A 23490-nucleotide genomic window follows, 5' to 3' on the forward strand; every position below is an offset into this window, starting at 1 on the left:
TGCCATGCATCGCGTGGTGGTTCTGGCACTGAACGGGGTCTATCCGTTCGAATTGGGGATTCCGGCGCGGATCTTCGGCACCGCGACCGATCCCGACGGTGCCGCGCTCTACGACGTGCGCACCTGCAGCCTCGACGGGGCGCCGGTGTCGACGAATGCCGACTTCACCATCGCCGTCGAGTTCGACAGCAGCGCGCTCGACGAGGCCGACACCGTGGTGATTCCACCGTTCTCCACCTGTGACGCGCCGGAATCGGAGTGGATGCCCGCCGGACTGGCCGATGCGCTGGGACGCCTGCGTCCGGATACTCGCATCGTGTCGATCTGCACCGCGGCGTTCGCCCTGGCCGCTCTCGGACTGCTGGACGGCCGCCCCGCGACCACCCACTGGAAGCAGGCCGATCGATTCCGCAGCCTGTTCCCCAAGGTCAGCATGGATGCCGACGTGCTGTTCGTCGACGAGGGCCGCATCGTCACCGCGGCAGGCAGCGCCGCCGGAATCGACGCGTGCCTACACCTGCTGCGCCACGATCACGGCAGCGTAGTCGCCAACCGAGTCGCCCGCCTGTGCATCGTGCCGCCGTGGCGCGAGGGCGGCCAGGCCCAGTTCATCGACCGCCCGATTCCCGAACCCGCCACCGCGACCACCGCCGCCACCCGCGCCTGGGCGCTGACCCACCTCGATCACCCGCTCCCGCTGACCGAGCTGGCCGCCCACGCCCGGATGAGCGTGCGCACCTTCTGCCGCCGCTTCCGCGAGGAGACCGGCCTGCCACCCGGCCAATGGCTCACCCAGCAACGCGTCGGCCACGCCCGCCACCTCCTCGAAGCCACCGACCTTCCCATCGACCGCGTCGCCGCCGACGCGGGCCTGGGCACCGCGGCCTCCCTGCGTCAACACCTGGCCACCACCATCGGCGTCTCCCCTACCGCCTATCGCCAGACCTTCCACGCCAGGACCACACGGTGAGCACCGCGACCTGCTCCTACGCAGCCTGTAGTAGGCGGGTACCGTGGAGCGCGTGTCCGTTCCACCTCCTCGCCCGGCGCACAATCGTCCGGCTCTGATCGCGCTGGTCTGTGTCGCCGCGCTGGGCTGTCTGGCGCTGGCCTGGTGGCAGTGGGAACGGTACGAATCGTCGTCGGGGACCGGCCAGAATCTCGGCTACGCACTGCAATGGCCACTGTTCGCCGGTTTCGCGGTGTTCGCCTATGTGCGGTTCGTGCGACTGGAACGCGAGGCCGACGAGCCGACGCCGCCGCGTGCGGGCAAAGCCGAGGCGCCGCGCGAGATCCCCGCGGGCATCCTGCCGGAACGCCCCACCGCCGCCTCGGCCGACGACCCGGAAACGGCCGCCTACAACCAGTACCTGGCGCAACTGCACGCCAGCGACATCGATGCGCAGGTCCGCACCGCCGGCTTGCACTCCCCCGAGAGGAATGCCGGGTGACCGACAACAACACCACCGCACCGTCGCTGGACACCGACTCCGCCGCCCCCGCGGGCAGCGCCCCCACCGCCAAGATCGCCTCGGCCCTGCTGCGCTACCGCGTCCTGGCCTGGGTCACCGGTCTGTGGCTGCTGCTGCTCACCGTCGAGGTGATCGCCAAGTACGGCTTCGGCGCCGACACCCCCAGCTGGATCGCGGTCGTGCACGGCTGGGTGTACTTCGCCTACCTGTTGGTCACCGCCGACCTCGCCGTGAAGGTCCGCTGGCCCATCGGGCGCACCGTCGGCACCCTCATCGCAGGCACCATCCCCCTGCTTTCCTTCTTCGTCGAGCACCGCAACGCCAAAGAGATCAAGCAGCAGTACAGCCTCTGACCTCGACGAAAAGCGCCGCCGCCCCGATGATCCGGAGCGGCGGCGCTGTCGTTGTACGGTCAGCTCCCCGAGCTCAGGCCAGGGCGGCCAGGGCGGGGATGAGCTGGGTCAGGGCGCGGCCCCGGTGGGAGACCGCATCCTTTTCGGCGGGGGTGAGTTCGGCGGCGCTGCCGGTGCCGCCCTCGGGGAGGAACAGCGGGTCGTAGCCGAAACCGCCGTCGCCGTGGGGTTCGCGGGCGATGGTGCCCGGCCATTCGCCGCGCACCACCGTGGTCGTGCCGTCGGGTAGGACCAGCGCGCAGGTGGAGACGAAGCGACCACCGCGGCGGTCGTCTGGGACGTCGCCGAGTTGGGCGAGCAGCAGGGCGTTGTTCGCGGCATCGTCACCGTGCCCGCCCGCCCAACGGGCCGACAGCACGCCGGGCATCCCGTTCAGCGCGTCCACTTCGATGCCGGAATCGTCTGCCACGCAAGGCAATCCGGTTGCAACGGCACCGTCACGCGCCTTCGCGATCGCGTTCTCCTCGAAGGTGGCGCCGGTTTCGGGCGCCTCCTCGTAGGGCGGCACCTCGTTCAGGCTCACCAATTCGACTCCGGCCACGCCTGCTTCATCGAGAATTCGGCGAAGTTCTATCAGCTTCTTGGTATTTCGGCTGGCGACCAGCACACGCGCGGCCACGACTACTTCTTCGCGGACAGCTCGGGCAGTGTGCCCGGGTACGGCAGCGCCAGCGCCGCCTTCTGGATCGCGAACAGCTGCTCGGCGCCGAGGAAAGCCGAGTCGAGCATCTTGTCCAGGGTCGACCGAGGGAACGTCGCGCCCTCGCCGGTGCCCTGGATCTCGACCAGAGTTCCGGTGTCGGTGGCCACCACGTTCATATCGACCTCGGCGCGCGAGTCTTCCTCGTAGGGCAGGTCGAGGCGAACGCGCCCATCGACCACACCCACACTGACCGCGGCGATCATGCACGAGATCGGCTGCGGGTCAGCCAGTTTGCCTGCGGCGGCCAGGTAGGTCACCGCATCGGAGAGCGCCACATAGGCGCCGGTGATCGCAGCGGTGCGGGTGCCGCCATCGGCCTGCAGCACATCGCAGTCGAGCGCGATCGTGTTCTCGCCGAGCGCGGCCAGGTCGATGCAGGCCCGCAGCGAACGCCCGATCAGCCTGCTGATCTCCTGCGTCCGACCGCCGACCTTGCCCTTCACCGACTCCCGACCACTGCGGGTGTGCGTGGCGGCAGGCAACATCGCGTATTCCGCGGTCAGCCAGCCCAAGCCCGAATCCCGGCGCCACGGCGGCACCCCCTCGGTGACGCTCGCGGTACACATCACCCGCGTCTGCCCGAATTCCACCAGCACCGAACCCGCCGGGTGCTTGGTGAAACCCCGAGTGATCTTCACGTCGCGGAGTTCGTCATCCGCCCTACCATCAGCTCGTCTAGACACGCTGGACAGACTAACCCGTACCTCGCGACCTACCACCCCAGGTCCGCCATGACCGCGTTCCCGGCCGGCGGATCCCCGCGCCTACAGGTCGAACGTCTCCCCCGGCGATACCGCGTGCACCGGCCCCGAGAACGCCGCCTTGGCCTCCGCGATCACATCTTCCCGCGAAGTCCACGGCGGAATGTGAGTCAGCAACAGTTCCTTCGCCCCGGCACGGGTCGCGATCTCGCCCGCCTCGGTTCCCGAAAGGTGAATCCCCGGAGGACGATTGGCCGGATCGTGGGTCCACGACGCCTCGGCCAACAGCACGTCGGCGCCCTGCGCCATCTCGACAACGGCATCGCACATCGCGGTGTCGCCGGTGTAGACGAAGACCCGACCGTCGGCGGCGGTGATCCGCAGCCCATAGGACTCCGGCGGGTGGAACATCCGCCGAGCTTCCACCGTATGACCGGGACCGAACGGGATCGGCGTGTTCTCGACCCAGGCCTGCGAGTCGATCACGTCGGACCAGTCGTCGGTCTCGCCCCCGATCTCGGCGGACGCGTTTCCGATCCGCAACGGCGCATCGGACGGCCCGCGGACCAGGGCCTTACCGGTCGGCGGATTCGGATGGTAGCGACGCCACACCAGCAGTGCGGGCAGATCCAAGCAGTGATCCGCGTGCAGGTGGGTGAGGAAGATGTCGACATCGGCGGGGTTCATGTGCTTCTGCAGCGCGCCGAAGATCCCGGGGCCGAAGTCGATGACTGTCGGCCGCATATCAGGGCCCGTCAGCAGGTAGCCCGACGCTGGGGAGTCCGGGCCGGACACGCTGCCCGAGCACCCGAGGACGGTAAGGCGCATGCCCCCATGCTGCCACGACGTGCTGGTACTCAATGCAGGATCCCCCCAATTTCCAGACCGGATCCCCGGTTACCGCGTTGGTGCTGCGCGGCCGACCGATGCTCCACGGCGGCGTCGACGTTCATCTGACGAGAGTACCCAGCCCGCGAGCACTCCACCCACCGCCCCGAAAAGATGTCCCTGCCAAGAAATTCGAGGGTCGCTCGGCAGCACGCCCCACAGCATCGAGCCGTAGAACACCAGGATCACCAGCCCCACCACGATCTGGCCCACATTGCGCGCGAACCACCCGCGACAGATCAGATACGTCAGCCAACCGAACACGATCGACGACGCTCCGACGTGCACACTTCCCGTCGACCCGGTGAGCCAGGTGCCGACGCCCGCGATCACCCAGATGATCGCCGTCGCGGCGATCCCCCGCCCGACCCCGGAGAGCAACACAAGGAACCCGAGCACCAGCAACGGCAGCGTGTTGGCGAACAGATGGTCCCAGCCGCCGTGCAACAGCGGCGCCCAGAGAATGCCGTCGAGCCCGGCTACCTCACGCGGTTCGATACCTGCCGAGTCCAGTTCGCCGGGCGCGCCGGGGGGTGAATCGTAGGAGAGCACCATGTCGACGCCCTCGATCACATACAGCGACCCCACGAAGCCCAGAATCACCACCGCGGCCCGAATCCACGACCCGCCTCGCGACGCACCGACGCTCGGACTCGCGTTATCGAACGAGGCATCCACCCCACCGCTCACCGACATCGCCTCCACTCCGGCAAGGGACTGTCGAACAGCCCGTTGACCAGAGCGTACCGAAGCTGGGCCGCATCCGGTCAGGCCCAGAGTTGCCCGTCCAGCTTCTCCTCAGCTTCGTCCAGCGTGCCGTCGTATGCCCCGGTAGACAAATACTTCCATCCGCCATCGGCGACCACGAACGCGATATCGGCCCGTTTGCCTGCCTTCTGTGCCTTCTTGGCGATGCCGAGCGCGGCGTGCAGGATCGCCCCGGTGGATATCCCGGCGAAGATTCCCTCCTCGCCGACCAGTTCACGAGTCCGCTTCACCGCGTCGTAGGGCCCCACCGAAAAACGGGTGGTCAGCACTTTCTCGTCGTAGAGCTCCGGAATGAAACCCTCGTCGATATTGCGCAGGCCGTAGACCAGCTCGCCGTACCGGGGTTCCGCGGCCACGATCTCGATATCGGGCACATGTTCACGCAGATATCGACCGGTGCCCATCAAGGTTCCGGTGGTACCGAGCCCCGCGACGAAATGCGTGATCTCCGGCAGATCCGCCAGCAATTCCGGCCCGGTGTTCTCGTAGTGCGCGAGCGCGTTGGCCGGGTTGCCGTACTGGTACAGCATCACCCAGTCCGGATTCTGCGCCGCGATCTGCTTGGCCATCGCCACCGCTTGATTGGACCCACCCGCCGCGGGCGAGTCGATGACCCCGGCGCCGAACATCGTCAGCAATTGCCGCCGCTCCACCGAAGTGTTCTCCGGCATCACACAGACGATCCGGTAACCCTTGAGCTTGGCCGCCATGGCCAGCGAGATCCCGGTGTTGCCGCTGGTCGGCTCCAGAATCGTGCACCCGGGGGTGAGCAGCCCGTCGGCTTCGGCCTGTTCGATCATCCGCAGCGCGGGCCGGTCCTTGATCGACCCCGTGGGATTGCGGTCCTCCAGCTTGGCCCACAGCCGCACATGATCGTCGCCGTCCCATTGGGGCGACAGTTTCTGCAATCCGACGAGCGGGGTGTTGCCGAGCGTCGCGATCAGGGATTCGTAGCGGGCCACGGTGTCAGGCGCCGCCGGCCACGGCGGGCAGGATGGTCACCGACGCGCCCGCGGGCACCTCGGCGTCCAGACCACCCGAGAAGCGCACGTCCTCGTCGTCGACGTAGATGTTGACGTAGCGGTTCAGCTTGCCGTCCGACAGCAGCTTCTCGGCCAGCCCGGGGTGATTGGCGTCGAGGTCGGAGATGAGCGCCGACAGCGTCGAGCCCTCGCCCTGCACGCGCTTCTCACCTCCGGTGATACCGCGCATGATGGTCGGAATGGACACGGTTACCGGCATGGGGACTCCTCGGGGTGGTGACTTTTCTCGGACGGGTTCAGTAGGACTCGACGATGCGCACCGGTTCTTCGGTGACCTCGCCGTCGACGATGCGGTAGCTGCGCAGTTCGTGGGACTGCGGATCGCGCGTGGAGACGAGCACATAGTGCGCGTCCGGTTCGGCGGCGTAGGAGATGTCGGTGCGGCTCGGGTAGGCCTCGGTGGCGGTATGTGAGTGGTAGATGACGACCGGCACTTCGTCGGCGTCGTCCATCGCGCGCCACACCCGCAGTTGTTCACCGGAATCGAACCGGTAGAAGGTGGGCGAGCGCTCGGCGTTGACCATCGCGACGAAGCGTTCGGGCCGGTCACTGCCCTCGGGACCGGCGATGATGCCGCAGGCCTCGTCGGGGTGGTCGGCGCGGGCGTGCGCCACCATCGCGTCAACGAGATCGGCCCTGATCACCAGCACTTGTCGACCCTTTCCACATCCTGCATGCGTGCTGTCGAGCACCTTCCTCGACAACGACTCACCCTATTCGGGTATTCCGTGGGGCATGCACTCCGGTCCCGGCCGGGTCGTCACAGCAGGCGCGGCAAGTCGCCGAAGAGCTGGTCAGCAGGTGGTTCGGGCCGATCAGCGTGGAAACAGGTCGTAATAGGCGGGGATTCCGGCGATCGAGGTCGCGGCGAGCACCGCGTCGACGACGGCGCGCTCGACGACCACCGCCGCGGCCGTACACAACTGGTCGAGCAGCAGCAGATCAGGAGGAAATGCGGGCGGCAGCGCGAGCGGGGCGACCTCGATCGTGCCGGTGGACAGCGCGAACAGGGTGTCGCCGTCGAGCGGGGAGTGCACGGGCCGGATCGCCCGGGCGAGTCCGTCGTGCCCGGTGGCGGCCATCCGTCGACAACCGGCTGGGTCGAGGGCGGCATCGGTGGCGATCACGCCGATCGTCGTGTTGAGAACCATGCTCTTCGCGGGTAGCGCGGCAAGTGCGGCGATCTCGTCCGGTGTCGCCTGCCGCAACCCGAAGAAGTCGGGTCCGTCGGTGCCGACGCCCCACGGCAACCCGGTGCGCGGATCGACGACCGACCCGACGGGATTGGCCACGATCACCGCGCCGACGGTCACCCCTGCTCCGGGGCCGTCCGCGAGAACCACACTTGCCGAACCGATTCCGCCCTTGATCGCGCCCGCCCGCGCACCGACACCGGCGCCCGCGGTGCCCCTGGCGAACTCGGTCGACGCCGCCGCGGCCGCGCGATATCCGAAATCGGCGTCGGGCCGGATGCCCCAGTCACCGACCGGCAGATCGAAGATCACCGCGCCCGGCACGATCGGCACCACCCGACTCGGGTCGGCCGGGTCCATCGGAATGCCCTCGCGGTGTTCCTCCGACCAGCGCATCACCCCGTCGGCGGCGGCGAGGCCGTAGGCGCTACCTCCGGTGAGGAGCACGGCGTTGAGTCGGCGGACCGTGTTGGCCGGGTCGAGCAGGTCGGTTTCTCTGGTGCCGGGTCCGCCGCCGCGGACGTCGACCGAGGCCGTCGCGCCGCCGGGGACCCGCACCACCGTGCAGCCCGTCGCGGCGCCGGTACCGAGGGTGACTTCGGCGTCGAGCGCTTGGTGGTGCCCGACCAGCACCCCGGCGACATCAGTGATCGAGTTACGTACACCAGAGCCGCTGCGCATCATTTCGTCCTCGAGTCCGCGAATTCGGTCATCGCGCTCAGGGCGCGAGCGATTGAAGCAGTGAATCCTGCATCCACGTCAGCCAGTGGTAGACGTCCAGATGCGGAGCGCGCGGGTCTTCCGGATCGAAATGGTCGGGCGTGTCGTCGTCGATGTCGAGCAGGGTGCCCAGCGCGAGCCGGACATCGGTGAGCGCGGCCAGCCACGCGTCGGCCTGCTCGGGCGTGAGCACGATCTTGCCGCCCATTTCCGGGCAACTGTCGAGCACAGTCCGGCCCGCGGCGAGTTTCGCGTCGATGATCTCCGGCTCGTGCAGGCTGCGCAGCGCACTGTTGAGATCGGCGCGCTTGGCATCGGGGGAACCGGGTTCGGCGCGATGGAAGTCGGGCAGCAGGCGCAGCAGCTGCGGATCGTCGGGCGGGGTGGAGTTGCCGGTACGCAGGCCGGTGAGCGCGGCGAGTTCGTCCTCGGGGGCGTCGGCGGCACGGTCGCTGAGCAGTCCGGACACCGCGCCGATCAGTGAGCGCAGGACGGTCGCCTCGTGCTCGTCCATTTCGGATCGAAGCTTGAGGCCACTCAGTGAGTTCTTCCTGCTCCACTTACGCACAGGGCCCAGGTTACTCAGGTCGTCAGTCGCGCTGCATGGTTGCCCAGAGCCCCGCGGCGTGTAATCGGCGCACGTCCTGCTCCATCTTGTCGCGCGAACCCGAGGACACCACCGCCTTGCCCTCGTTGTGCACCTGCATCATCAACTCGGTCGCCTTGGCTTTGCTGTAGCCGAACAGCTTCTGGAAGATGTAGGTGACGTAGTGCATGAGGTTCACCGGATCGTCCCAGACGACGGTGACCCAGGGCCTGTCCTCAGCCTCCAGGATCTCGGTGTATTCCGTAGTCTCCGGCGTCGCCTGCGGTGCCGGCAGTGCGGCGTTCACAGCGTCGGTGACGGCGCCGGCCCGAACGGTATTGCACACGGCCATGAAAACCAGGGTACGACGCGGCCCGCAGGAAACAACACTTGCGGTGACTAGAGTTTCTGGTGTGCAGATCCGTGACGAGTTCGCCAGCACCGCGCTGCTGACCGACCAGTACGAGCTGACCATGCTGGCCGCGGCGCTGGCCGACGGTTCGGCCCGTAGACAGTGCACCTTCGAGGTGTTCGCTCGGCGGTTGCCGCACGGGCGCCGCTACGGCGTCGTCGCCGGTACCGGCCGCCTGCTCGACGCGCTGGCCCATTTCCATTTCGGCGCCGACGAGCTGGCCGTGGTCGCGAAGTTCCTCGACCCCGCCACCGTCGACTGGTTGCGGGAATATCGCTTCACCGGCGATATCGACGGCTATGCCGAGGGTGAGCTGTATTTCCCCGGTTCGCCGATCCTGACCGTGCGCGGCAGTTTCGCCGAGTGCGTACTCCTCGAGACCCTCGCACTGTCGATCTTCAATCACGACAGCGCGATCGCCTCGTCGGCCGCACGCATGGTGAGCGCCGCGGCCGGTCGGCGGATGATCGAGATGGGATCGCGGCGCACCCACGAACTCGCCGCGCCCTCGAGCTCACGCGCCGCCTACCTGGCCGGATTCGACGCCACCTCCAACCTCGAGGCCGTGCGCAGCTTCGGCGTGCCCGGTGCGGGCACCAGCGCCCACGCGTTCACCCTGCTGCACAGCGGCGCAGACGGCGAACACGAGGCAGCGGCGTTCCGCAGCCAGATCGACACGCTCGGCATCGGCACCACCCTGTTGGTCGACACCTTCGACATCACCAGGGGCGTCGCCACAGCCATCGAGGTGGCCGGTCCCGAACTGGGCGGTGTGCGCATCGACTCCGGCGACCTCGGCGTGTTGGCCGCACAGGTCCGTGACCAGCTCGACGAACTCGGCGCCACCGGCACGCGCATCGTGGTGTCAGGTGATCTCGATGAGTACGCGATCGCGGCGCTGCGTGCCGAGCCGGTCGATGTGTACGGCGTCGGCACCTCGGTGGTCATCGGTTCGGGCGCGCCGACCGCGGGCATGGTCTACAAGCTGGTCGAAGTCGACGGCATCCCGGTCGCCAAACGGTCGAGCCACAAGCAGTCGCGCGGCGGGACGAAGAAGGCCGTGCGATTGGCCCGCGCCACCGGCACGATCGTCGAGGAGATCGTCTATCCCGAAGGCGGAGAAGCACCGGCTACCAACGGTTTTCAGGTGCGGGAGTTGCAGATTCCGCTGGTGCGCGACGGTAAGGTCGTCGACGGTATCGCCACCCTGGCGCAGAGTCGCGACCTGGTCGCGCGCGGATTGGTGAGCCTGCCGTGGGAAGGACTGAAACTCTCCGCGGGCGAGCCCGCCGTGCCGACGACTTTCCTTGGCTGAGCGCGCGGCCTCGGACAAGGTGGCCGCCGAGCCATCCGCAGCGGAGAATGGTGCGCGTCGACAAGGGTGGAGGATGACATGGCACGTGGCCTGATAATCGTGGATGTGCAGAACGATTTCTGCGAGGGCGGCTCGCTCGCGGTAGCGGGTGGCGCGGCAGTAGCGGCCGCGATCACCGACTTCGTCGCGGCCGAGCAGTACGACGCGGTCGTAGCCACCCGCGACTGGCACATCGATCCCGGCCCCCACTTCTCCACCGAGCCCGACTATGTCGACTCGTGGCCACCCCACTGCCGAGTGGGCACCCCCGGCGCCGATTTCCACCCGGCTCTGGACACTTCGCCCATCCAGGAAACCTTCTCCAAGGGCGAATACACCGCCGCCTACTCCGGATTCGAAGGCGCGGCAGCGGACGGCACCTCCCTCACGGATTGGCTGCGCGCCCACGACATCGACGCCGTCGACGTAGTCGGCATAGCCACCGACCACTGCGTCCGAGCCACCGCTGTGGACGCCGCCGACGCCGGATTCGACACCACCGTGCTGCTCGACCTCACCGCGGGCGTCGCCCCCGACACGACCGAATCCGCCCTGGCCACCCTCCGCGATGCGGGCGTGCACCTGCGCCCCTGAATACTTGCCGCATGGACTATCGATTCCCGGCGCACACCCGATCCGCCCTGACGAAGGCACTCGCCGAGACCGACAGCATCCACGACGCCGCCGACACCGTCTTCTGGTCGAACCCGGCCACCGACGATCTCCAGCGCCTCGGCATCGGCGCGTTCGGCAAGCTCCCCCCGGCCTTCTCGCATCTGCTGGCACTGTCGAGCCTGCACACCAGCGTCCTCGACGCGGGATTCTCGGGCTACCTGAAAACCCGCCGCAGCGAACTCCCTTGGGCAACAAGGGGTCTGCGGGCAGCAGGCATGCCCCAACTGGCCGCCGCGGCCATCATCGCCGCCCGCGACGCCTCCCTCAGCTCCCCGAACGACGACCTCGACCGCTTCTGGGAAGACGAACACCAGACCCTCGCCACCCCCGACCAGATCCGCCGCCCCACCGGCGACCGAGCCGAGGACCCCGACGAGATCTACGACATCAACGAACCCCAGGACTTCGAACAGCGCGTCATGGACTACGTCCGCGACCACATCGACGACTTCGTCCGCGAGTCCTGAGCGCGTACCCCAGCCCCGCACATCCCGACCCCGAGGAGGGATCCGCCGCGTAGCGGCGGGTTCGCGGCCGTCCCGTCGATCAGGTGCCGTTGCGTAGGCGACGAAGGAGCAAGCAACGGTGCCTGATCGACGGGACCGGCGGGGCCGCGAACTCGAGCGCGCCAGCGCTCCAACAAACCTGTCCGACCCGACGGATAAGCTGCCAGCGTGCCCGAACTTCCTCCCGTCGCCGACCTGCTCGTCACCGCCGTGCGTGCCCTCGGCGGCAAGGAACGCTCCGGGCAGACCACCATGGCCACCGCCGTCGATCACGCGATCGACACCAAGGAACACCTGGCGGTCCAGGCGGGCACCGGCACCGGTAAATCGCTGGCCTACCTCATCCCGAGCCTGCGCCACGCGGTCCGCACCGGCCGCACCGTGGTGGTCTCCACCGCGACGATCGCGCTGCAACGCCAGCTCGTCGACCGCGACCTGCCGCGCCTGGCCGAGGCACTGACCAAGCCATTGGGCCGAGCACCCAAGTTCGCGATCCTCAAGGGCCGCAACAACTATCTCTGCCTGAACAAGATCAACAGCGTGATCCCGGAAGACACCGGCGGCGAAGCCGAGCTGTTCGACGCCTTCGCCATCTCCCGCCTGGGCCGCGAGGTCCAGCGCCTCAACGAATGGGCCTCCGACACCGAAACCGGCGACCGCGACGAGCTCGCCCCCGGCGTCACCGACCGCGCTTGGCGTCAGGTGAGCGTGGGCTCACGCGAATGCCTCGGCAAGTCCCGCTGCCAGTTCGGCCAGGACTGCTTCGCCGAGAAGGCGCGCGCGGAATCGGCCCAGTCCGACGTGGTGGTGACCAACCACGCGCTGCTGGCCATCGACGCCATCAGCGGCATCCAGATCCTGCCCGAACACGACGTGGTGGTGATCGACGAGGCGCACGAACTGGTCGACCGCGTCACCGGCGTGGCCACCGCCGAACTGGCCGCCACCGCGATCAGCGCCGCCGCCCGCCGCTGCACCAAACTGATCGACGAACGCGAGGTGGACCGCCTGGAGGGGGCCGCGGAGGCCTTCCACCAGGCACTCGAGGATCTACCGCCCGGTCGCTGGGACCAGATGCCCGACGGCATCGCCCCGGTCCTGGCCCTGGTCCGCGACTCCGCCTGGAACGCGCGTACCGCCATCGCACCGCAGGGCACCGTCAAAACCCAGGACGACCCCGACAACGCCGCCGCCCGCACCATGGCCGTGGCCGCCATCGACGACGTGCACGACGCCGCGGTCCGTGCCCTCACCGCGTTCGAGGAGGCCGACCCCGCCGCCCGCCGCGATGTGATCTGGTTGTCGGCCGACGAGATGCGCGGCGTCGCCCGCCGCACCTTGCGCATGGCGCCGCTCTCGGTCGGCGGACTCCTGCGCAGCAGACTGTTCGGCACCGCGACGGTCGTGCTCACCTCGGCCACCCTGCAGATCGGCGGTTCGTTCGACGGGCTCGCGATCACCTGGGGTCTGCCGTCGCAGTCGGGCGGCAGGGTCGACCCGGCCATGGCCAACGGCGCCACCGCACCCGCCGACCTGGAATCGGTGCGCTGGAACGCCCTCGATGTCGGGTCCCCGTTCGACCACGCCAAGTCCGGCATCCTCTACGTCGCCAAGCATCTGCCCGCGCCGGGCCGCGACGGCCTCTCGCCCGCCTATCTCGACGAGATCGAACAGCTCATCACCGCCGCCGGTGGTCGCACACTCGGCCTGTTCTCCTCGATGCGCGCCGCCAAGGCCGCCACCGAGGCGCTGCGCGAACGGCTCGACACCCCGATCCTGTGCCAGGGCGACGATTCGATGGGCGCGCTGGTGCGTAAATTCGCCGACGACCCGGCCACCTCACTGTTCGGCACCCTCACCCTGTGGCAGGGCGTCGATGTGCCGGGTCCGTCGCTGAGTCTCGTTATCCTGGACCGCATTCCGTTCCCCCGACCCGACGATCCGCTGCTCACCGCACGTCAGCGGGCGGTGGAGTCGCGCGGCGGCAACGGTTTCATGACCGTGGCGGCCAATCACGCCGCGCTGCTGCTGGCCCAGGGCACCGGCAGGTTGCTGCGCAGCGTCGACGACCGCGGCGTGGTCGCGATCCTCGATTCCCGCCTTGCCACCGCGCGCTACGGCAGTTACCTGCGCGCCTCACTGCCGCCGTATTGGGAGACCAGCGACCCCGAGGTGGTCGCGAAGGCACTGCGTCGGCTCACCGATACGGCCTGACCTGCCCGGCGCCGGCAAGTCGAGTCCTGCAAGCGCCGTGACCACACTCGTGAATCAGCGAGCGTGCGAACGCAACTCGTGAGAACGTGTGGTGATGATGCACCACGCCGATGGCGAGGTACTCGGCGAATTTCTGGTCAGCGCACGATCTTTGGCCGAGTACCGCGCGATGTTCCATCTCTCCGACGATGATCTTTCCGGTCGCCGCGTCCTCGATTGTCCCGGTGGCGCAGCGAGTTTCGCGGCCGAGGCGAGCGCATTGGGCGCCGAAGTCACCGCGATCGATCCCATCTACGCCACCCCGCCGCTCGAACTCGCCGCGCGCGCGACCCCCGAAACCGAACGCGCGGTGGCCTGGGCGCACTCCCACGCCGACCGCTACCGTTGGGACTGGTACGGCTCCACCGCCGAGCACGCCGCGATCCGCCGCGGCGCCGCCGCCCGCTTCGCCGACGACGTGCGCGCCGCGCCCCACCGCTACCTGGCCGGTTCCCTACCCTCGCTCCCCTGCCCCGACGACGCATTCGACCTGGCCCTGAGCTCGCACCTGCTGTTCAGCTACGCCGACCGACTCGACGCCGATTTCCACCTGGCCGCCCTGCTCGAATTGGCCCGTGTCACCACCACCGAAGCCCGGGTCTACCCGCTGCTCGACTACACCGGCGCCCCACTCGACGACCTCATCGATCATCTGCGCACCGAACTCCACGACAAAGGCATCACCACCGCCCTGCAGAAGACCGGCTATGAGTTCCATCACGGCGCCGACACCATGCTGACGTTGCGTCCAGCCGCCTGATGGGCGCGCCACGCAACGTCGCGCGGTCGGTCTCGAAAGGCCGAGAACGGTTCGCCGCCAGCCGTACCCGCTTTCATGTCGTTTTCCTACCGAAGTCGGTCCGCCGCCGATCGTCGTTCACCCGGCGCGGTAGGTTCTTAGTCGTGCATACGATGCGGGCCGGCCGGTAGCACGGCCGTGGCGGAGAGATCTCGAGGCGTGGCACTGCCGCGCACGACCCTGACGCTTCTTCTGCTACTCGGAACCGCTGTCTTCGGCGTGACACTGTTGTTCACGACCATGGATCCGTGGATGGACAGCGGCGGCATTCTCGTCGGTGGTCTCGACGTGCACATCTACCGCGACGGCGGCTGGCGCGTGGTGCACGAACGGGCGCTCTACATCGACCCGACGCACTACGGCCTGCTCTACACCTACACACCGTTCTCGGCCCTGGTGTTCCTGCCGCTGTTGCTGGTTCCGTGGGCACACGTCACCACGACCTGGATGGTGCTCAACCTGCTGGTGCTGTTCGCGGTTGCGCTGCAGAGCTTCCGGATGCTCGGCTACCGCGTCACCCCCAAGCTGGCCGCCGTCTGCGCACTGCTCACCCTGGCCTGCACGTTCGCCGAACCGGTGCGCACCACGCTCTACTACGGGCAGATCAATCTGGTGCTGATGCTGCTGGTGCTGTGGGACTTCTCCCGCGCCGAGAACAGCAAGTTGCGCGGCATCGGCGTCGGCATCGCCGCGGGCATCAAGCTGACTCCGCTGTACTTCATCGCCCAGTACCTCGCCCAACGGCGCTGGCGCGCAGCCGCGACCGGCGCCCTCACCTTCGTCGCGTCGATCGGCCTGACCGCGCTGGTACTGCCGAGGGACTCCTATCAGTACTGGACCTCGACGTTCTTCCATTCCGGCCGCATCGCCCCCGACGTCCACCCGGCCAACCAATCCCTGCGCGGCGCCATCGCCCACCTCACGCACGGCCCCGCACCGGTGTGGTTGTGGCTGTTGATCGCGATACCGATCGCGCTGGCGGCCCTGTGGCTCTCGGCCGTGCTGGTCCGTCGCGGCGAACCCCTGCTCTCGGTCACCCTCGGCGGCCTCACCGCCTGCGCGATCTCCCCGTATTCCTGGGGCCATCACTGGGTCTGGTTCGTCCCGCTGCTGGTCTACCTGATCCACCGCGCCCAAACCCGCGCACCGTGGTGGCTCGCCGCGGGCGGCCTCTACCTGGCCATCGCCGCCTGGAACTACACCTACACCCCCACCTGGGTCAGTGTCGGCACCTTCCTGCTTCCCCCGTGGTGGCCGCTGTCCCAGGTGCTGATGAACATCTACGTGATCATCTACCTGATCACCCTGGCGGGCATCGCCCTGCACATTCGTTCGCGCAAACTACCGCCCGCTCCCGTCGAGCCGATCATCGATCTCTCTGCCCCCGAACAGGTTTCACCCGAGACCCGGACCGTCGCCGCCCCACACCCCGACGACGACCGTCCGGCGATGATGAACTGAACTATCCACAGGACCAATCGAAAACGCCCGACTCCAAGTCGAGTTGAGCGTTGCCGCCGCCGAGGTTCATGCCGGAGATCTCTTCGATTTCCAGGTAGTACGGGGTCAACCCCTCGGGCAGAGCCTGGACGGGGAAGGCGGTGCCGCCGAGGTGCGAGCGGCCGAAAAGCGGCTCGGCCCACGCGGTCCAGCCGGAGTCCTCGGTGAGCGGGTCCTGGTACTTCGTGTTCGGCTCGTACTCGACCGGGGGGATGCCGACGTTGGGATCGGCGGTGCGCTCGGCGAGCCAGACGCCGACGGTGGGATGCACATCGTCCCAGGCATTACAGCCCTCATCGCTCGCACTCGGAGATCCGGGCAGGCGAACGTCGGCGGGCGGGGCCACGGGGCCGCCGGCGAATTCCTTTTCGGTGAGCCAGATCAGCGCGAAAGCGCCGCCGATCTCGTCGTGCATGATCTGCGACTTCGGGTGCGGGCGGGTGGCGACCAGGTCGCGCGCGAGGGGGTCATCCGATGCCGCGTCCGCCTCGACCGCGTCGGTACCGGCGAACTGGCCCTCGCCCTGAAAGAGCGCGATCGCGGGAAATCCGGGGCCGCGGCGCTGGAAATCGGTCGGCAGTCGCAGGGTGAGCGCGTGCATCATCGGCAGGCCGGTGACGGGTCCGCGCGGCCAGGTGGCCGGATCGATGGCCGGTCCTTCGCTGCCGATCCAGCCGGCGCGCACCGGCGCGTCCAGCGTCAGCGGCTCACCGTCGGGCGTCTCGGCCAATTTGTCCGCCGAGTCCCCGAAACCCAGGTCGTAAGCCTTCATCGCAGCTCTCCTCTTCCATCCGCGGACAATGCGTGGCGCCGCTGAGAACAGGCACCGCCACGAGGTTAATCGTTGCCACCGACTCCCCGCGCGTGCTCCGTGGAACCACGGACGTACGCCCGATGACGAATCGGCTCGCTACACCACGAAAGAGGCGGCGAGGCAACCGGATCCCGGTCACCACGCCGCCCTCGCGACACACAGCGCTGTGTCAGATCAGAGCACAGCCTTCAAGATCAACGTCACCACCGCGGCCACCACGGCCACCGCGACGGCCCCGGCGCCCCACACCACGCCCTGACGCTGCCACGGCCGGCCCGCATCGAGCGAGAAGCGCCCCGGCCCGGTGAACGCCAAAGCCGCGGCGACCAGCGCGAACAGCAGCGGCGTCGTGAACCCCGGCACCGACGGATCCGACGGGAAGAGCCCGCCGCTCCACAGCACGTTGATGGCGTTGATCATCGTTCCGAGCACTACGGCGGCGGCCAGCGGCGTGAACAGCCCGAATACCAGCAGCAGGCCGCCGACCAGTTCGGTGAGCCCGGCCAGTGTGCCGAAGATTTCGCCGGGGTTGTAGCCCATGGCGGTGAAGCTGTCGGCATTGGCGCGCCAGCCGGGGCCGTTGAGCCAGCCGAACAGCTTCTGGGTTCCGTAGGCGGCCATCAGACCACCGAAGCCGACACGCAGCACCAGCAGGCCGATACCTGCGGCGGTGGTCTCGTCGGTGGTTGCGGTAGGGGTGATGCGGGTAGCGGTGTCGGTCATCGTATCCTCGTCTGCGATTCGGAACATGCCCGCAACCGGACCGTGGTCCGATTGCCTTCCTCGGTCACAACCCTGGGTCCACTGCCACTATTTCACGCCCTTCCAGGCATTACTGTGACCCCGCCCACAAGGCAACGAAAAGGGTCGCCCCAGCGGGACGACCCTTGTCGAAAAACGTCAGTTCACCAGGCCATGGTGGCGTAGCCGACCAGCGTCTCCTCGGACTCCTGCGACAGCTTCCAGGTGCCGTCGATGTTCTTCCAGGTCACCGGGATCGGGAAGGCGTAGTCACCCAGGCGGCTGTTCAGCGTGGCCGACAGGGTGTCGCCGTCCACGGTGACCGGGCCGGAGACATCCCAGCTGTAGCCGGGGATCCGGTTGACGGTGTCGCGCACGACCGCGAGGCCGCTGGCATTGCCCGACTCGAGCTCGGACGCCGAACCATTCATGGCCGCCTGCAGCTTGCCGTACAGCTGACCGACCGAAGGCGTGGCGGGGGCGGCGATCGCGGCGGGGGCGGTGGCGACGACAGCGGCGGTGACCGGCGCGAAGATGGTGGCAAACGCCATCGACGCGGCAACGAGCGAACGCTTCATGGATGGATCTCCTCTAGTTAGGCAAGCCTAGGCTAGCCCGAGTATAGACACACTTATGGCCGGAACACCTACTCCACCAGGAAGATGAAGTACGCGAGGAACAGCACCATCAGTGCCCACATGGCCGGGTGCACTTCCCTGATACGGCCCTTGGCGACCATCACGATCGGGTAGAAGATCATGCCCATCGCCAGCCCGTTGGCGATCGAATACGTCAGCGGCATCATGATGACGGTGATGAACGCGGGCACCGAGTACTCGAGGTTCTGCCAGTCGATGTCGCCCAGCGAACGCGCCATCAGGATGCCGACCACGATCAGCGCGGCCGAGGTGATCTCGGCCGATCCGGCGACCACCGAGAAGATCGGATAGCAGAACATCGCGATCAGGAACCAGCCCGCCGTGGTCACCGCCGTGAGTCCCGTTCGACCGCCCGCCGACACACCCGCCGTCGATTCGACGTACGCGGTGGTGGTGGAGGTACCGATGATCGCGCCCGCGGTGGTGCCGACCGAGTCGGCGGCCATCGCGCTCGCCGCGCGGGGCAGGGTGCCGTCCTTGTTCAGCAGGCCGGCCTGGTTGGCGACACCGATCAGGGTGCCGGAGGCGTCGAAGAAATCGACGAACAGCATGGTGAGGACCACCACGATCATCTGCCCGGTGAAAGCCTCCGGCAGGTGGATGATCGCCTGGCCGAAGGTCTCATCCAGTCCCTTCGGCATCTCGGCGATGCCGTTCGGTATGTCGACCAGACCGGTCACCATGCCCAGGATCGTGGTCGAGACGATGCCGTAGAGCACCGCGCCGTGCCAGCCGATCACCAGGAAGACCACGGTCACGATCAGGCCGAACAGAGCCAGCAGAGTGGTGCCATCGGTGAGATCGCCGAGAGTCACCAGCGTCGCGTCACTGTTGACCACGATGCCCGCGTTCTTCAAGCCGAGGAACGCCACGAACAAACCGATACCCGCGCCGACGGCGAACTTCATCTGCAACGGGATCGCGTTGAGGATCCGTTCCCGGACCTTCGTAATCGCCAGGACGAAGAAGATGATGCCCGACAGCAAGGTGCCCGACAGCGCCACCTGCCACGGGATGCCCATGCCGAGCACCACCGTGTAAGCGAAGAACGCGTTGAGACCCATGCCCGGCGCGAGCGCGATCGGGTACTTCGCCCAGATGCCCATCACGAGCGTGCCGAAGACCGCGGCGACGGCGGTGGCCGTGAAGACCGCCTGCATCGGAATGCCCTTGTCGCCGAGAGCGCCCTCGTCACCGAGGATCGACGGGTTCACCGCCAGCACATACGACATCGCCAGGAACGTGACCGTGCCCGCCATCGCCTCGCGCTTGAAGCTGGACCCACTCGACGAGATACCGAAATATCCGTCGATGCGCCCTCTGGCACGGGTCAGGGCATGACTGGCCATGATTCTCCTCAGTTATCGACCCCGGAACGGTAGCGGAAAGTTCACTGAATCGAATAACCCGGCACTCGTGTCACCCTGTACGGTCACGCGCCCGCGACGGCCACCAAGCCCAGTTCGGCGTCGGAGGCGAGCAACGCGTTGTGGGGAAGGACACGGACCGTGTACCCGACCGCACCCGACAGCGGGACCGGAGCCTGGATCGAATACAGCTCGCTGCCTTCGTCGGCGCCGGCGTGGCGCATCTCGATCGTGGTCGTGTCGGAGAGGTCGTCGGTCGGCGAGACCCGGCCGAGCACCGCCTGCACCACCACATCCGACGGCGCGAGCCCGCCGAGATCGATGCGCGCGTGCAGCGACAGTTCCGCGCCGATCACCGGGGTATCGGGCAGGCCCGAGCTGTCGACCTGCGCGATCCGTACCGAGGGCCAGGCAGCGTCGACGCGCTTGCGGTATTCGGCGATCTCGGTGGCACCGGCGAATTTGTCGGCGGCGGCGCGACCGAACGCGGCGGCCGCGGGTCCGTAGTACTGCTCGGCGTAATCGCGCACCATCCGCGATGCCAGCACCTTCGGGCTGGTGGTCTGCAAGGTGTGGCGCACCATCTCGGTCCAGCGGATCGGCACGTCGCTCGCGTCACGGTCGTAGAAACGCGGCGAGACAGTGCGTTCGACGAGTTCGTAGAGCGCCGAGGCCTCGAGGTCGTCGCGGCGGGTCTCGTCGCGGATGCCGTCGGCGGTGGGGATGGCCCAGCCGTTCTCGCCGTCGTACATCTCGTCCCACCAGCCGTCGCGGATGGACAGATTGAGGCCGCCGTTGAGCGCGGACTTCATTCCCGAGGTCCCGCAGGCTTCGAGCGGGCGCAGCGGATTGTTCAGCCACACATCGCAACCCCAGTACAGGTAGCGGGCCATCGACATGTCGTAGTCGGGCAGGAAGACGATGCGGTGACGCACCTCGGGATCGTCGGCGAACCGCACGACCTGCTGGATCAGCGCCTTGCCGCCGTCGTCGGCGGGGTGGCTCTTGCCCGCGACCACCAGTTGCACCGGACGTTCGGGGTCGAGCAGCAGCGCGCGCAGACGTTCGGGGTCGCGCAGCATGAGGGTGAGTCGTTTGTAGGTGGGCACGCGACGGGCGAAACCGATGGTGAGCACGTTCGGATCGAAGACGTCGTCGATCCAGCCGAGTTCGGCGTCGGCGGCGCCGCGCTGTCGCCAGGAATCGCGCAGCCTGCGCCGTACTTCGTCGATCAGCACCCCGCGCAACGTGTTCCGCGTCGACCACAGCTGACCGAGGTCGACATCGCTGAGCTTCTCCCAGCCGCGCGCCTCCTCGACCAGTTCGGGGCCGACCAGTTCGCGCGCCTTGTCGATCCATTCGCGCGCGGCCCAGGTCGGGGCGTGCACGCCATTGGTGACCGAGCCGATCGGCACCTCGGCCGCGTCGAAGTCCGGCCACAGCGCCGCGAACATCTCCCGGCTGACTTCACCGTGCAGTTTCGATACGCCGTTGGCGCGCTGGGCCATGCGCAGACCCATGTGCGCCATGTTGAACACCGAGGGATCGCCCTCACGACCGAACGCGAGGATCCGGTCGACGGAAAGCCCCGGCAGCAGAGCGGATTCGGACTCACCGTGCGAGCCACCGAAGTACCTGCGGACCAAAGGCATCGGGAATCGGTCGATGCCCGCGGGCACCGGAGTGTGCGTGGTGAACACGGTGCCTGCCCGCACCGCGGCGAGCGCGGTCTCGAAATCCAGTCCGCCCGCGATGAATTCACGCATCCGCTCGACGCCGAGGAACCCCGCGTGACCCTCGTTCATGTGGAAGACATCGGGATCCGGGAGCCCGTTGGCGCGGGTGTAGGCGCGCACCGCGCGAACGCCACCGATTCCGGCCAGGATCTCCTGTTTGATCCGGTGGTCCTGATCGCCGCCGTAGAGCCGGTCGGTGACGGCGCGCAGTTCGGGATCGTTGTCGGCGATATCGGAATCGAGCAGCAGCAACGGGATCCGGCCCACCTGCGCGATCCACACCCTGGCCCGCAGCACCCGGCCCTCCGGCATACCGACGCGGATGAGCACCGGCGAGCCGTCGCTGGTGAGCAGCCGCAGCGGCAGACCTTGCGGGTCGAGCGCCGGGTAGTGCTCCATCTGCCAGCCGTCGGCCGACAGCGACTGCCGGAAATACCCCGAGCGATACAGCAGCCCGACGCCGATCAGCGGCAGGCCGAGATCCGAGGCGGCCTTGAGATGATCACCGGCGAGGATGCCGAGACCGCCGGAGTAGTTCGGCAGCACCTCGGTGACACCGAACTCCATCGAGAAGTAGGCGATCCCCGCCACCTCGGTGCCGGTCTGCTCCTGGAACCACCGCGGCCGAGTCAGGTAGTCCTGCAAGCCCGCGGCAGCCGCGTCGACCCGCGCGGTGTAGCCGGGATCGGCGGCGAGCTCGTCGAGCCGCTCGGCGGGCACCTCACCCAGCATCCGCACCGGGTCCTGGCCGACGGTTCGCCACAACTGCGGATCGAGCTCGGCGAACAGATCCTGCGTCGGGCCGTGCCACGACCACCGCAGGTTCGTCGACAACTCACCCAGCGCGGCGAGCCGCTCCGGCAAATGGGCACGGACAGTGAACCGACGAAGTGCCTTCACCCCGGAAGAATAAACGATCGAGCCCGCACCGGGGACCTAGGTGAACTGGGCAGCGAATTCGGGGGTGGGCGGGACCTCGGTGATCACGTCGATCAGCACCCCCGCGGGATCGGCGACGATGAAGTGTCGTTGGCCGAAGTCTTCGGTGCGCAGCTCGAGTTCGGGGCGAAGGCCGCCGGTCCGCACGAGTCGGTCCCACTCGGCGTCGACGTCGTCGACCTCGAAATTGAGCACCACCCCCTGGACCGGTTTGCCGAAGCCTGCCGGGATCGTGGGATGGGTGGGGTCGAGCAGGGCCAGTTCGTAGGACGGCTCGTCGTCGGCGCCCGGCCGCCGCAGGCTGACGTACCAGTCCGCCTCGAAGACGATCTCGAAGCCGAACCAGGCCGTGTAGAAGTCGCGCGATTCCGCGATCCGGCTGGTGGCGAGAACCGGGTAGTAGCTGCTGAGTCTCATGGATTCACCTTTCACATACCGTTGGTATGTGTCGTACGATAGTTCACATACCATCGGTAGGTCAACGGGAGGACAGTCGATGACATCGACCGCGCGAACGCGGCAACGCGAACAGACGCGGCGCCTCCTGTTACACGAGACAAGGGCCCTGTTCGCCGCGAAAGGCTATGCCGCCGTGGGGTTGTCGGAGATCGTGACGTCCGCCGGGGTCACCAAGGGCGCGCTATATCACCACTTCGACAGCAAGGCCGACCTGTTCCGCGCGGTCCTCACGCAGGTACAGGAGGAGGTCGGCGCACAGGTGGCCGCCGCGGCCGACACCGAGTCCGACCCGTGGACGCAGCTCACCACCGGCTGCGCCGCATTCCTGCGAGCCTGCGCCGACCCCCTCGTTCAGCGGATCCTGCTGATCGACGGCCCCGCCGTCCTCGGCTGGCACGAATGGCGCGCCATGGACGAGGCAAATTCAGCTCGCCACCTGCACGAAGCCCTGCAATCTCTCGTCGACACCGGCGTTCTTCCTCCGCAACCGATCGCCCCGCTGACCCGACTGCTCTCCGGCGCGATGAACGAGGCCGCGCTGTGGTCGGCCACCACCACCGACCCCGACGCGCTGACCGACACCCTCGCCGCCCTCGACCGACTCCTCGCTGGCCTGCGCGGCCCATGACGCCCCGAAATCCGTTCGCCGTACCCCGGGGCACTGCGTGCCACCATGCACCGATGCCGAGCCACGCCGGCGGCCACAGCGACAACTTCGGCGCCGCCCTCACCGCGATCCTGGTAGCCCTCGGCCTCGGCCTGGCCGCCGACACCCGCTGAATCCACCCC

26 protein-coding genes are annotated in these 23490 nt (G+C 67.9%); 10 read left to right on the forward strand and 16 right to left on the reverse strand.

Annotated features, from left to right (window positions below; translation table 11 throughout):
* The first annotated feature begins 4 nt into the window (after window positions 1-4).
* The 3 genes from IBJ82_RS33780 to IBJ82_RS33790 are packed head-to-tail and all read left to right on the forward strand — an operon-like array spanning window position 5 to window position 1825.
* Window positions 5-970 (forward strand): GlxA family transcriptional regulator, encoded by a 966-nt coding sequence (locus IBJ82_RS33780; protein WP_194830054.1) that lies wholly within the window; start codon window positions 5-7, stop codon window positions 968-970.
* Window positions 971-1022: 52 nt separating this feature from the next.
* Window positions 1023-1451 carry a transcriptional regulator gene (locus IBJ82_RS33785; protein WP_370585604.1) on the forward strand — a complete coding sequence of 143 codons (429 nt, stop codon included), beginning with the start codon at window positions 1023-1025 and terminating at the stop codon, window positions 1449-1451.
* A gap of 26 nt (window positions 1452-1477) precedes the next feature.
* On the forward strand, window positions 1478-1825 hold the full coding sequence (locus tag IBJ82_RS33790; protein WP_194830084.1) for a DUF3817 domain-containing protein: 348 nt from the start codon (window positions 1478-1480) through the stop codon (window positions 1823-1825).
* A gap of 73 nt (window positions 1826-1898) precedes the next feature.
* Here IBJ82_RS33790 and rdgB read toward each other — a convergent pair whose 3' ends face one another.
* The 10 genes from rdgB to clpS all read right to left on the reverse strand — a co-directional run bounded on the left by rdgB (window position 1899) and on the right by clpS (window position 8839).
* Window positions 1899-2504, reverse strand: coding sequence for an RdgB/HAM1 family non-canonical purine NTP pyrophosphatase (gene rdgB, locus IBJ82_RS33795; protein WP_194830056.1), 606 nt, complete (start codon window positions 2502-2504; stop codon window positions 1899-1901).
* A 2-nt stretch (window positions 2505-2506) separates the two neighbouring features.
* A complete protein-coding gene (gene rph / locus IBJ82_RS33800; protein ID WP_194830057.1) occupies window positions 2507-3271 on the reverse strand; it encodes a ribonuclease PH in 765 nt (254 codons plus the stop codon).
* A gap of 81 nt (window positions 3272-3352) precedes the next feature.
* Entirely contained in the window at window positions 3353-4117 is a 765-nt protein-coding gene (locus IBJ82_RS33805) for a cyclic nucleotide-degrading phosphodiesterase (protein WP_194830058.1), read from the reverse strand.
* A 69-nt stretch (window positions 4118-4186) separates the two neighbouring features.
* Window positions 4187-4873 (reverse strand): rhomboid family intramembrane serine protease, encoded by a 687-nt coding sequence (locus IBJ82_RS33810; RefSeq protein ID WP_194830059.1) that lies wholly within the window; start codon window positions 4871-4873, stop codon window positions 4187-4189.
* 71 nt (window positions 4874-4944) lie between these two features.
* Window positions 4945-5907: a cysteine synthase gene (locus IBJ82_RS33815; RefSeq protein WP_194830060.1), complete on the reverse strand. Its 963-nt coding sequence runs from the start codon at window positions 5905-5907 to the stop codon at window positions 4945-4947.
* Window positions 5908-5911: 4 nt separating this feature from the next.
* Window positions 5912-6187, reverse strand: coding sequence for a MoaD/ThiS family protein (locus tag IBJ82_RS33820; protein WP_056817808.1), 276 nt, complete (start codon window positions 6185-6187; stop codon window positions 5912-5914).
* A 37-nt stretch (window positions 6188-6224) separates the two neighbouring features.
* On the reverse strand, window positions 6225-6638 hold the full coding sequence (locus tag IBJ82_RS33825; RefSeq protein WP_194830061.1) for a M67 family metallopeptidase: 414 nt from the start codon (window positions 6636-6638) through the stop codon (window positions 6225-6227).
* Between the two features lie 165 nt (window positions 6639-6803).
* The gene (locus tag IBJ82_RS33830) at window positions 6804-7865 is read right to left on the reverse strand and encodes a P1 family peptidase (protein ID WP_370585605.1); all 1062 of its coding nucleotides are present in this window, start codon (window positions 7863-7865) and stop codon (window positions 6804-6806) included.
* Window positions 7866-7899: 34 nt separating this feature from the next.
* Window positions 7900-8469 carry a DUF2017 domain-containing protein gene (locus IBJ82_RS33835; protein ID WP_194830063.1) on the reverse strand — a complete coding sequence of 190 codons (570 nt, stop codon included), beginning with the start codon at window positions 8467-8469 and terminating at the stop codon, window positions 7900-7902.
* Window positions 8470-8491: 22 nt separating this feature from the next.
* Window positions 8492-8839, reverse strand: coding sequence for an ATP-dependent Clp protease adapter ClpS (clpS, locus tag IBJ82_RS33840; protein ID WP_056817816.1), 348 nt, complete (start codon window positions 8837-8839; stop codon window positions 8492-8494).
* A 61-nt stretch (window positions 8840-8900) separates the two neighbouring features.
* Between clpS and IBJ82_RS33845 the strand changes: the two genes are divergently transcribed.
* The 6 genes from IBJ82_RS33845 (at window position 8901) to IBJ82_RS33870 (ending at window position 15947) form a co-directional block, all read left to right on the forward strand.
* A complete protein-coding gene (locus IBJ82_RS33845; protein ID WP_194830064.1) occupies window positions 8901-10214 on the forward strand; it encodes a nicotinate phosphoribosyltransferase in 1314 nt (437 codons plus the stop codon).
* A 78-nt stretch (window positions 10215-10292) separates the two neighbouring features.
* Window positions 10293-10847, forward strand: a complete 555-nt coding sequence (locus IBJ82_RS33850; RefSeq protein WP_194830065.1) for an isochorismatase family protein — start codon at window positions 10293-10295, stop codon at window positions 10845-10847.
* Window positions 10848-10858: 11 nt separating this feature from the next.
* Entirely contained in the window at window positions 10859-11395 is a 537-nt protein-coding gene (locus IBJ82_RS33855) for a hypothetical protein (protein WP_056817819.1), read from the forward strand.
* A 207-nt stretch (window positions 11396-11602) separates the two neighbouring features.
* On the forward strand, window positions 11603-13648 hold the full coding sequence (locus tag IBJ82_RS33860; protein WP_194830066.1) for an ATP-dependent DNA helicase: 2046 nt from the start codon (window positions 11603-11605) through the stop codon (window positions 13646-13648).
* Window positions 13649-13742: 94 nt separating this feature from the next.
* Complete coding sequence (locus IBJ82_RS33865) at window positions 13743-14447, forward strand: hypothetical protein (RefSeq protein WP_228538070.1); 705 nt, start codon at window positions 13743-13745, stop codon at window positions 14445-14447.
* A gap of 258 nt (window positions 14448-14705) precedes the next feature.
* A complete protein-coding gene (locus IBJ82_RS33870) occupies window positions 14706-15947 on the forward strand; it encodes a glycosyltransferase 87 family protein (RefSeq protein ID WP_194830067.1) in 1242 nt (413 codons plus the stop codon).
* Between the two features lies 1 nt (window position 15948).
* On the opposite strand, the gene IBJ82_RS33875 is transcribed toward IBJ82_RS33870, so the two are convergent.
* The 6 genes from IBJ82_RS33875 to IBJ82_RS33900 all read right to left on the reverse strand — a co-directional run bounded on the left by IBJ82_RS33875 (window position 15949) and on the right by IBJ82_RS33900 (window position 22659).
* A complete protein-coding gene (locus IBJ82_RS33875; protein WP_194830068.1) occupies window positions 15949-16758 on the reverse strand; it encodes a hypothetical protein in 810 nt (269 codons plus the stop codon).
* Window positions 16759-16974: 216 nt separating this feature from the next.
* Window positions 16975-17523 carry a DoxX family protein gene (locus IBJ82_RS33880; protein WP_194830069.1) on the reverse strand — a complete coding sequence of 183 codons (549 nt, stop codon included), beginning with the start codon at window positions 17521-17523 and terminating at the stop codon, window positions 16975-16977.
* 182 nt (window positions 17524-17705) lie between these two features.
* Complete coding sequence (locus tag IBJ82_RS33885) at window positions 17706-18119, reverse strand: hypothetical protein (RefSeq protein WP_194830070.1); 414 nt, start codon at window positions 18117-18119, stop codon at window positions 17706-17708.
* A 68-nt stretch (window positions 18120-18187) separates the two neighbouring features.
* Window positions 18188-19549 (reverse strand): NCS2 family permease, encoded by a 1362-nt coding sequence (locus IBJ82_RS33890; protein ID WP_305082289.1) that lies wholly within the window; start codon window positions 19547-19549, stop codon window positions 18188-18190.
* 83 nt (window positions 19550-19632) lie between these two features.
* Window positions 19633-22203 carry an alpha-glucan family phosphorylase gene (gene glgP / locus IBJ82_RS33895; RefSeq protein WP_194830071.1) on the reverse strand — a complete coding sequence of 857 codons (2571 nt, stop codon included), beginning with the start codon at window positions 22201-22203 and terminating at the stop codon, window positions 19633-19635.
* 36 nt (window positions 22204-22239) lie between these two features.
* Window positions 22240-22659: a VOC family protein gene (locus IBJ82_RS33900; protein ID WP_194830072.1), complete on the reverse strand. Its 420-nt coding sequence runs from the start codon at window positions 22657-22659 to the stop codon at window positions 22240-22242.
* 79 nt (window positions 22660-22738) lie between these two features.
* On the opposite strand from IBJ82_RS33900, the gene IBJ82_RS33905 reads away from it, so the two are divergent.
* Entirely contained in the window at window positions 22739-23329 is a 591-nt protein-coding gene (locus IBJ82_RS33905; RefSeq protein ID WP_194830073.1) for a TetR/AcrR family transcriptional regulator, read from the forward strand.
* Window positions 23330-23490 lie beyond the last annotated feature (161 nt).

The organism is Nocardia sp. XZ_19_231 (genome assembly GCF_015355705.1).
Classification (GTDB): domain Bacteria; phylum Actinomycetota; class Actinomycetes; order Mycobacteriales; family Mycobacteriaceae; genus Nocardia; species Nocardia salmonicida.

Excerpts from the sequence above, each read along its gene's own strand:
- IBJ82_RS33780 (WP_194830054.1), top strand. The coding sequence starts at position 5 with ATGCATCGCGTGGTGGTTCTGGCACTGAACGGGGTCTATCCGTTCGAA.
- IBJ82_RS33805 (WP_194830058.1), bottom strand. The coding sequence starts at position 4,117 with ATGCGCCTTACCGTCCTCGGGTGCTCGGGCAGCGTGTCCGGCCCGGAC.
- IBJ82_RS33810 (WP_194830059.1), bottom strand. The coding sequence starts at position 4,873 with ATGTCGGTGAGCGGTGGGGTGGATGCCTCGTTCGATAACGCGAGTCCG.
- IBJ82_RS33820 (WP_056817808.1), bottom strand. The coding sequence starts at position 6,187 with ATGCCGGTAACCGTGTCCATTCCGACCATCATGCGCGGTATCACCGGA.
- IBJ82_RS33830 (WP_370585605.1), bottom strand. The coding sequence starts at position 7,865 with ATGATGCGCAGCGGCTCTGGTGTACGTAACTCGATCACTGATGTCGCC.
- clpS (WP_056817816.1), bottom strand. The coding sequence starts at position 8,839 with ATGGCCGTGTGCAATACCGTTCGGGCCGGCGCCGTCACCGACGCTGTG.
- IBJ82_RS33850 (WP_194830065.1), top strand. The coding sequence starts at position 10,293 with ATGGCACGTGGCCTGATAATCGTGGATGTGCAGAACGATTTCTGCGAG.
- IBJ82_RS33855 (WP_056817819.1), top strand. The coding sequence starts at position 10,859 with ATGGACTATCGATTCCCGGCGCACACCCGATCCGCCCTGACGAAGGCA.
- IBJ82_RS33865 (WP_228538070.1), top strand. The coding sequence starts at position 13,743 with ATGATGCACCACGCCGATGGCGAGGTACTCGGCGAATTTCTGGTCAGC.
- IBJ82_RS33875 (WP_194830068.1), bottom strand. The coding sequence starts at position 16,758 with ATGAAGGCTTACGACCTGGGTTTCGGGGACTCGGCGGACAAATTGGCC.
- IBJ82_RS33880 (WP_194830069.1), bottom strand. The coding sequence starts at position 17,523 with ATGACCGACACCGCTACCCGCATCACCCCTACCGCAACCACCGACGAG.
- IBJ82_RS33885 (WP_194830070.1), bottom strand. The coding sequence starts at position 18,119 with ATGAAGCGTTCGCTCGTTGCCGCGTCGATGGCGTTTGCCACCATCTTC.
- IBJ82_RS33890 (WP_305082289.1), bottom strand. The coding sequence starts at position 19,549 with ATGGCCAGTCATGCCCTGACCCGTGCCAGAGGGCGCATCGACGGATAT.
- IBJ82_RS33900 (WP_194830072.1), bottom strand. The coding sequence starts at position 22,659 with ATGAGACTCAGCAGCTACTACCCGGTTCTCGCCACCAGCCGGATCGCG.
- IBJ82_RS33905 (WP_194830073.1), top strand. The coding sequence starts at position 22,739 with ATGACATCGACCGCGCGAACGCGGCAACGCGAACAGACGCGGCGCCTC.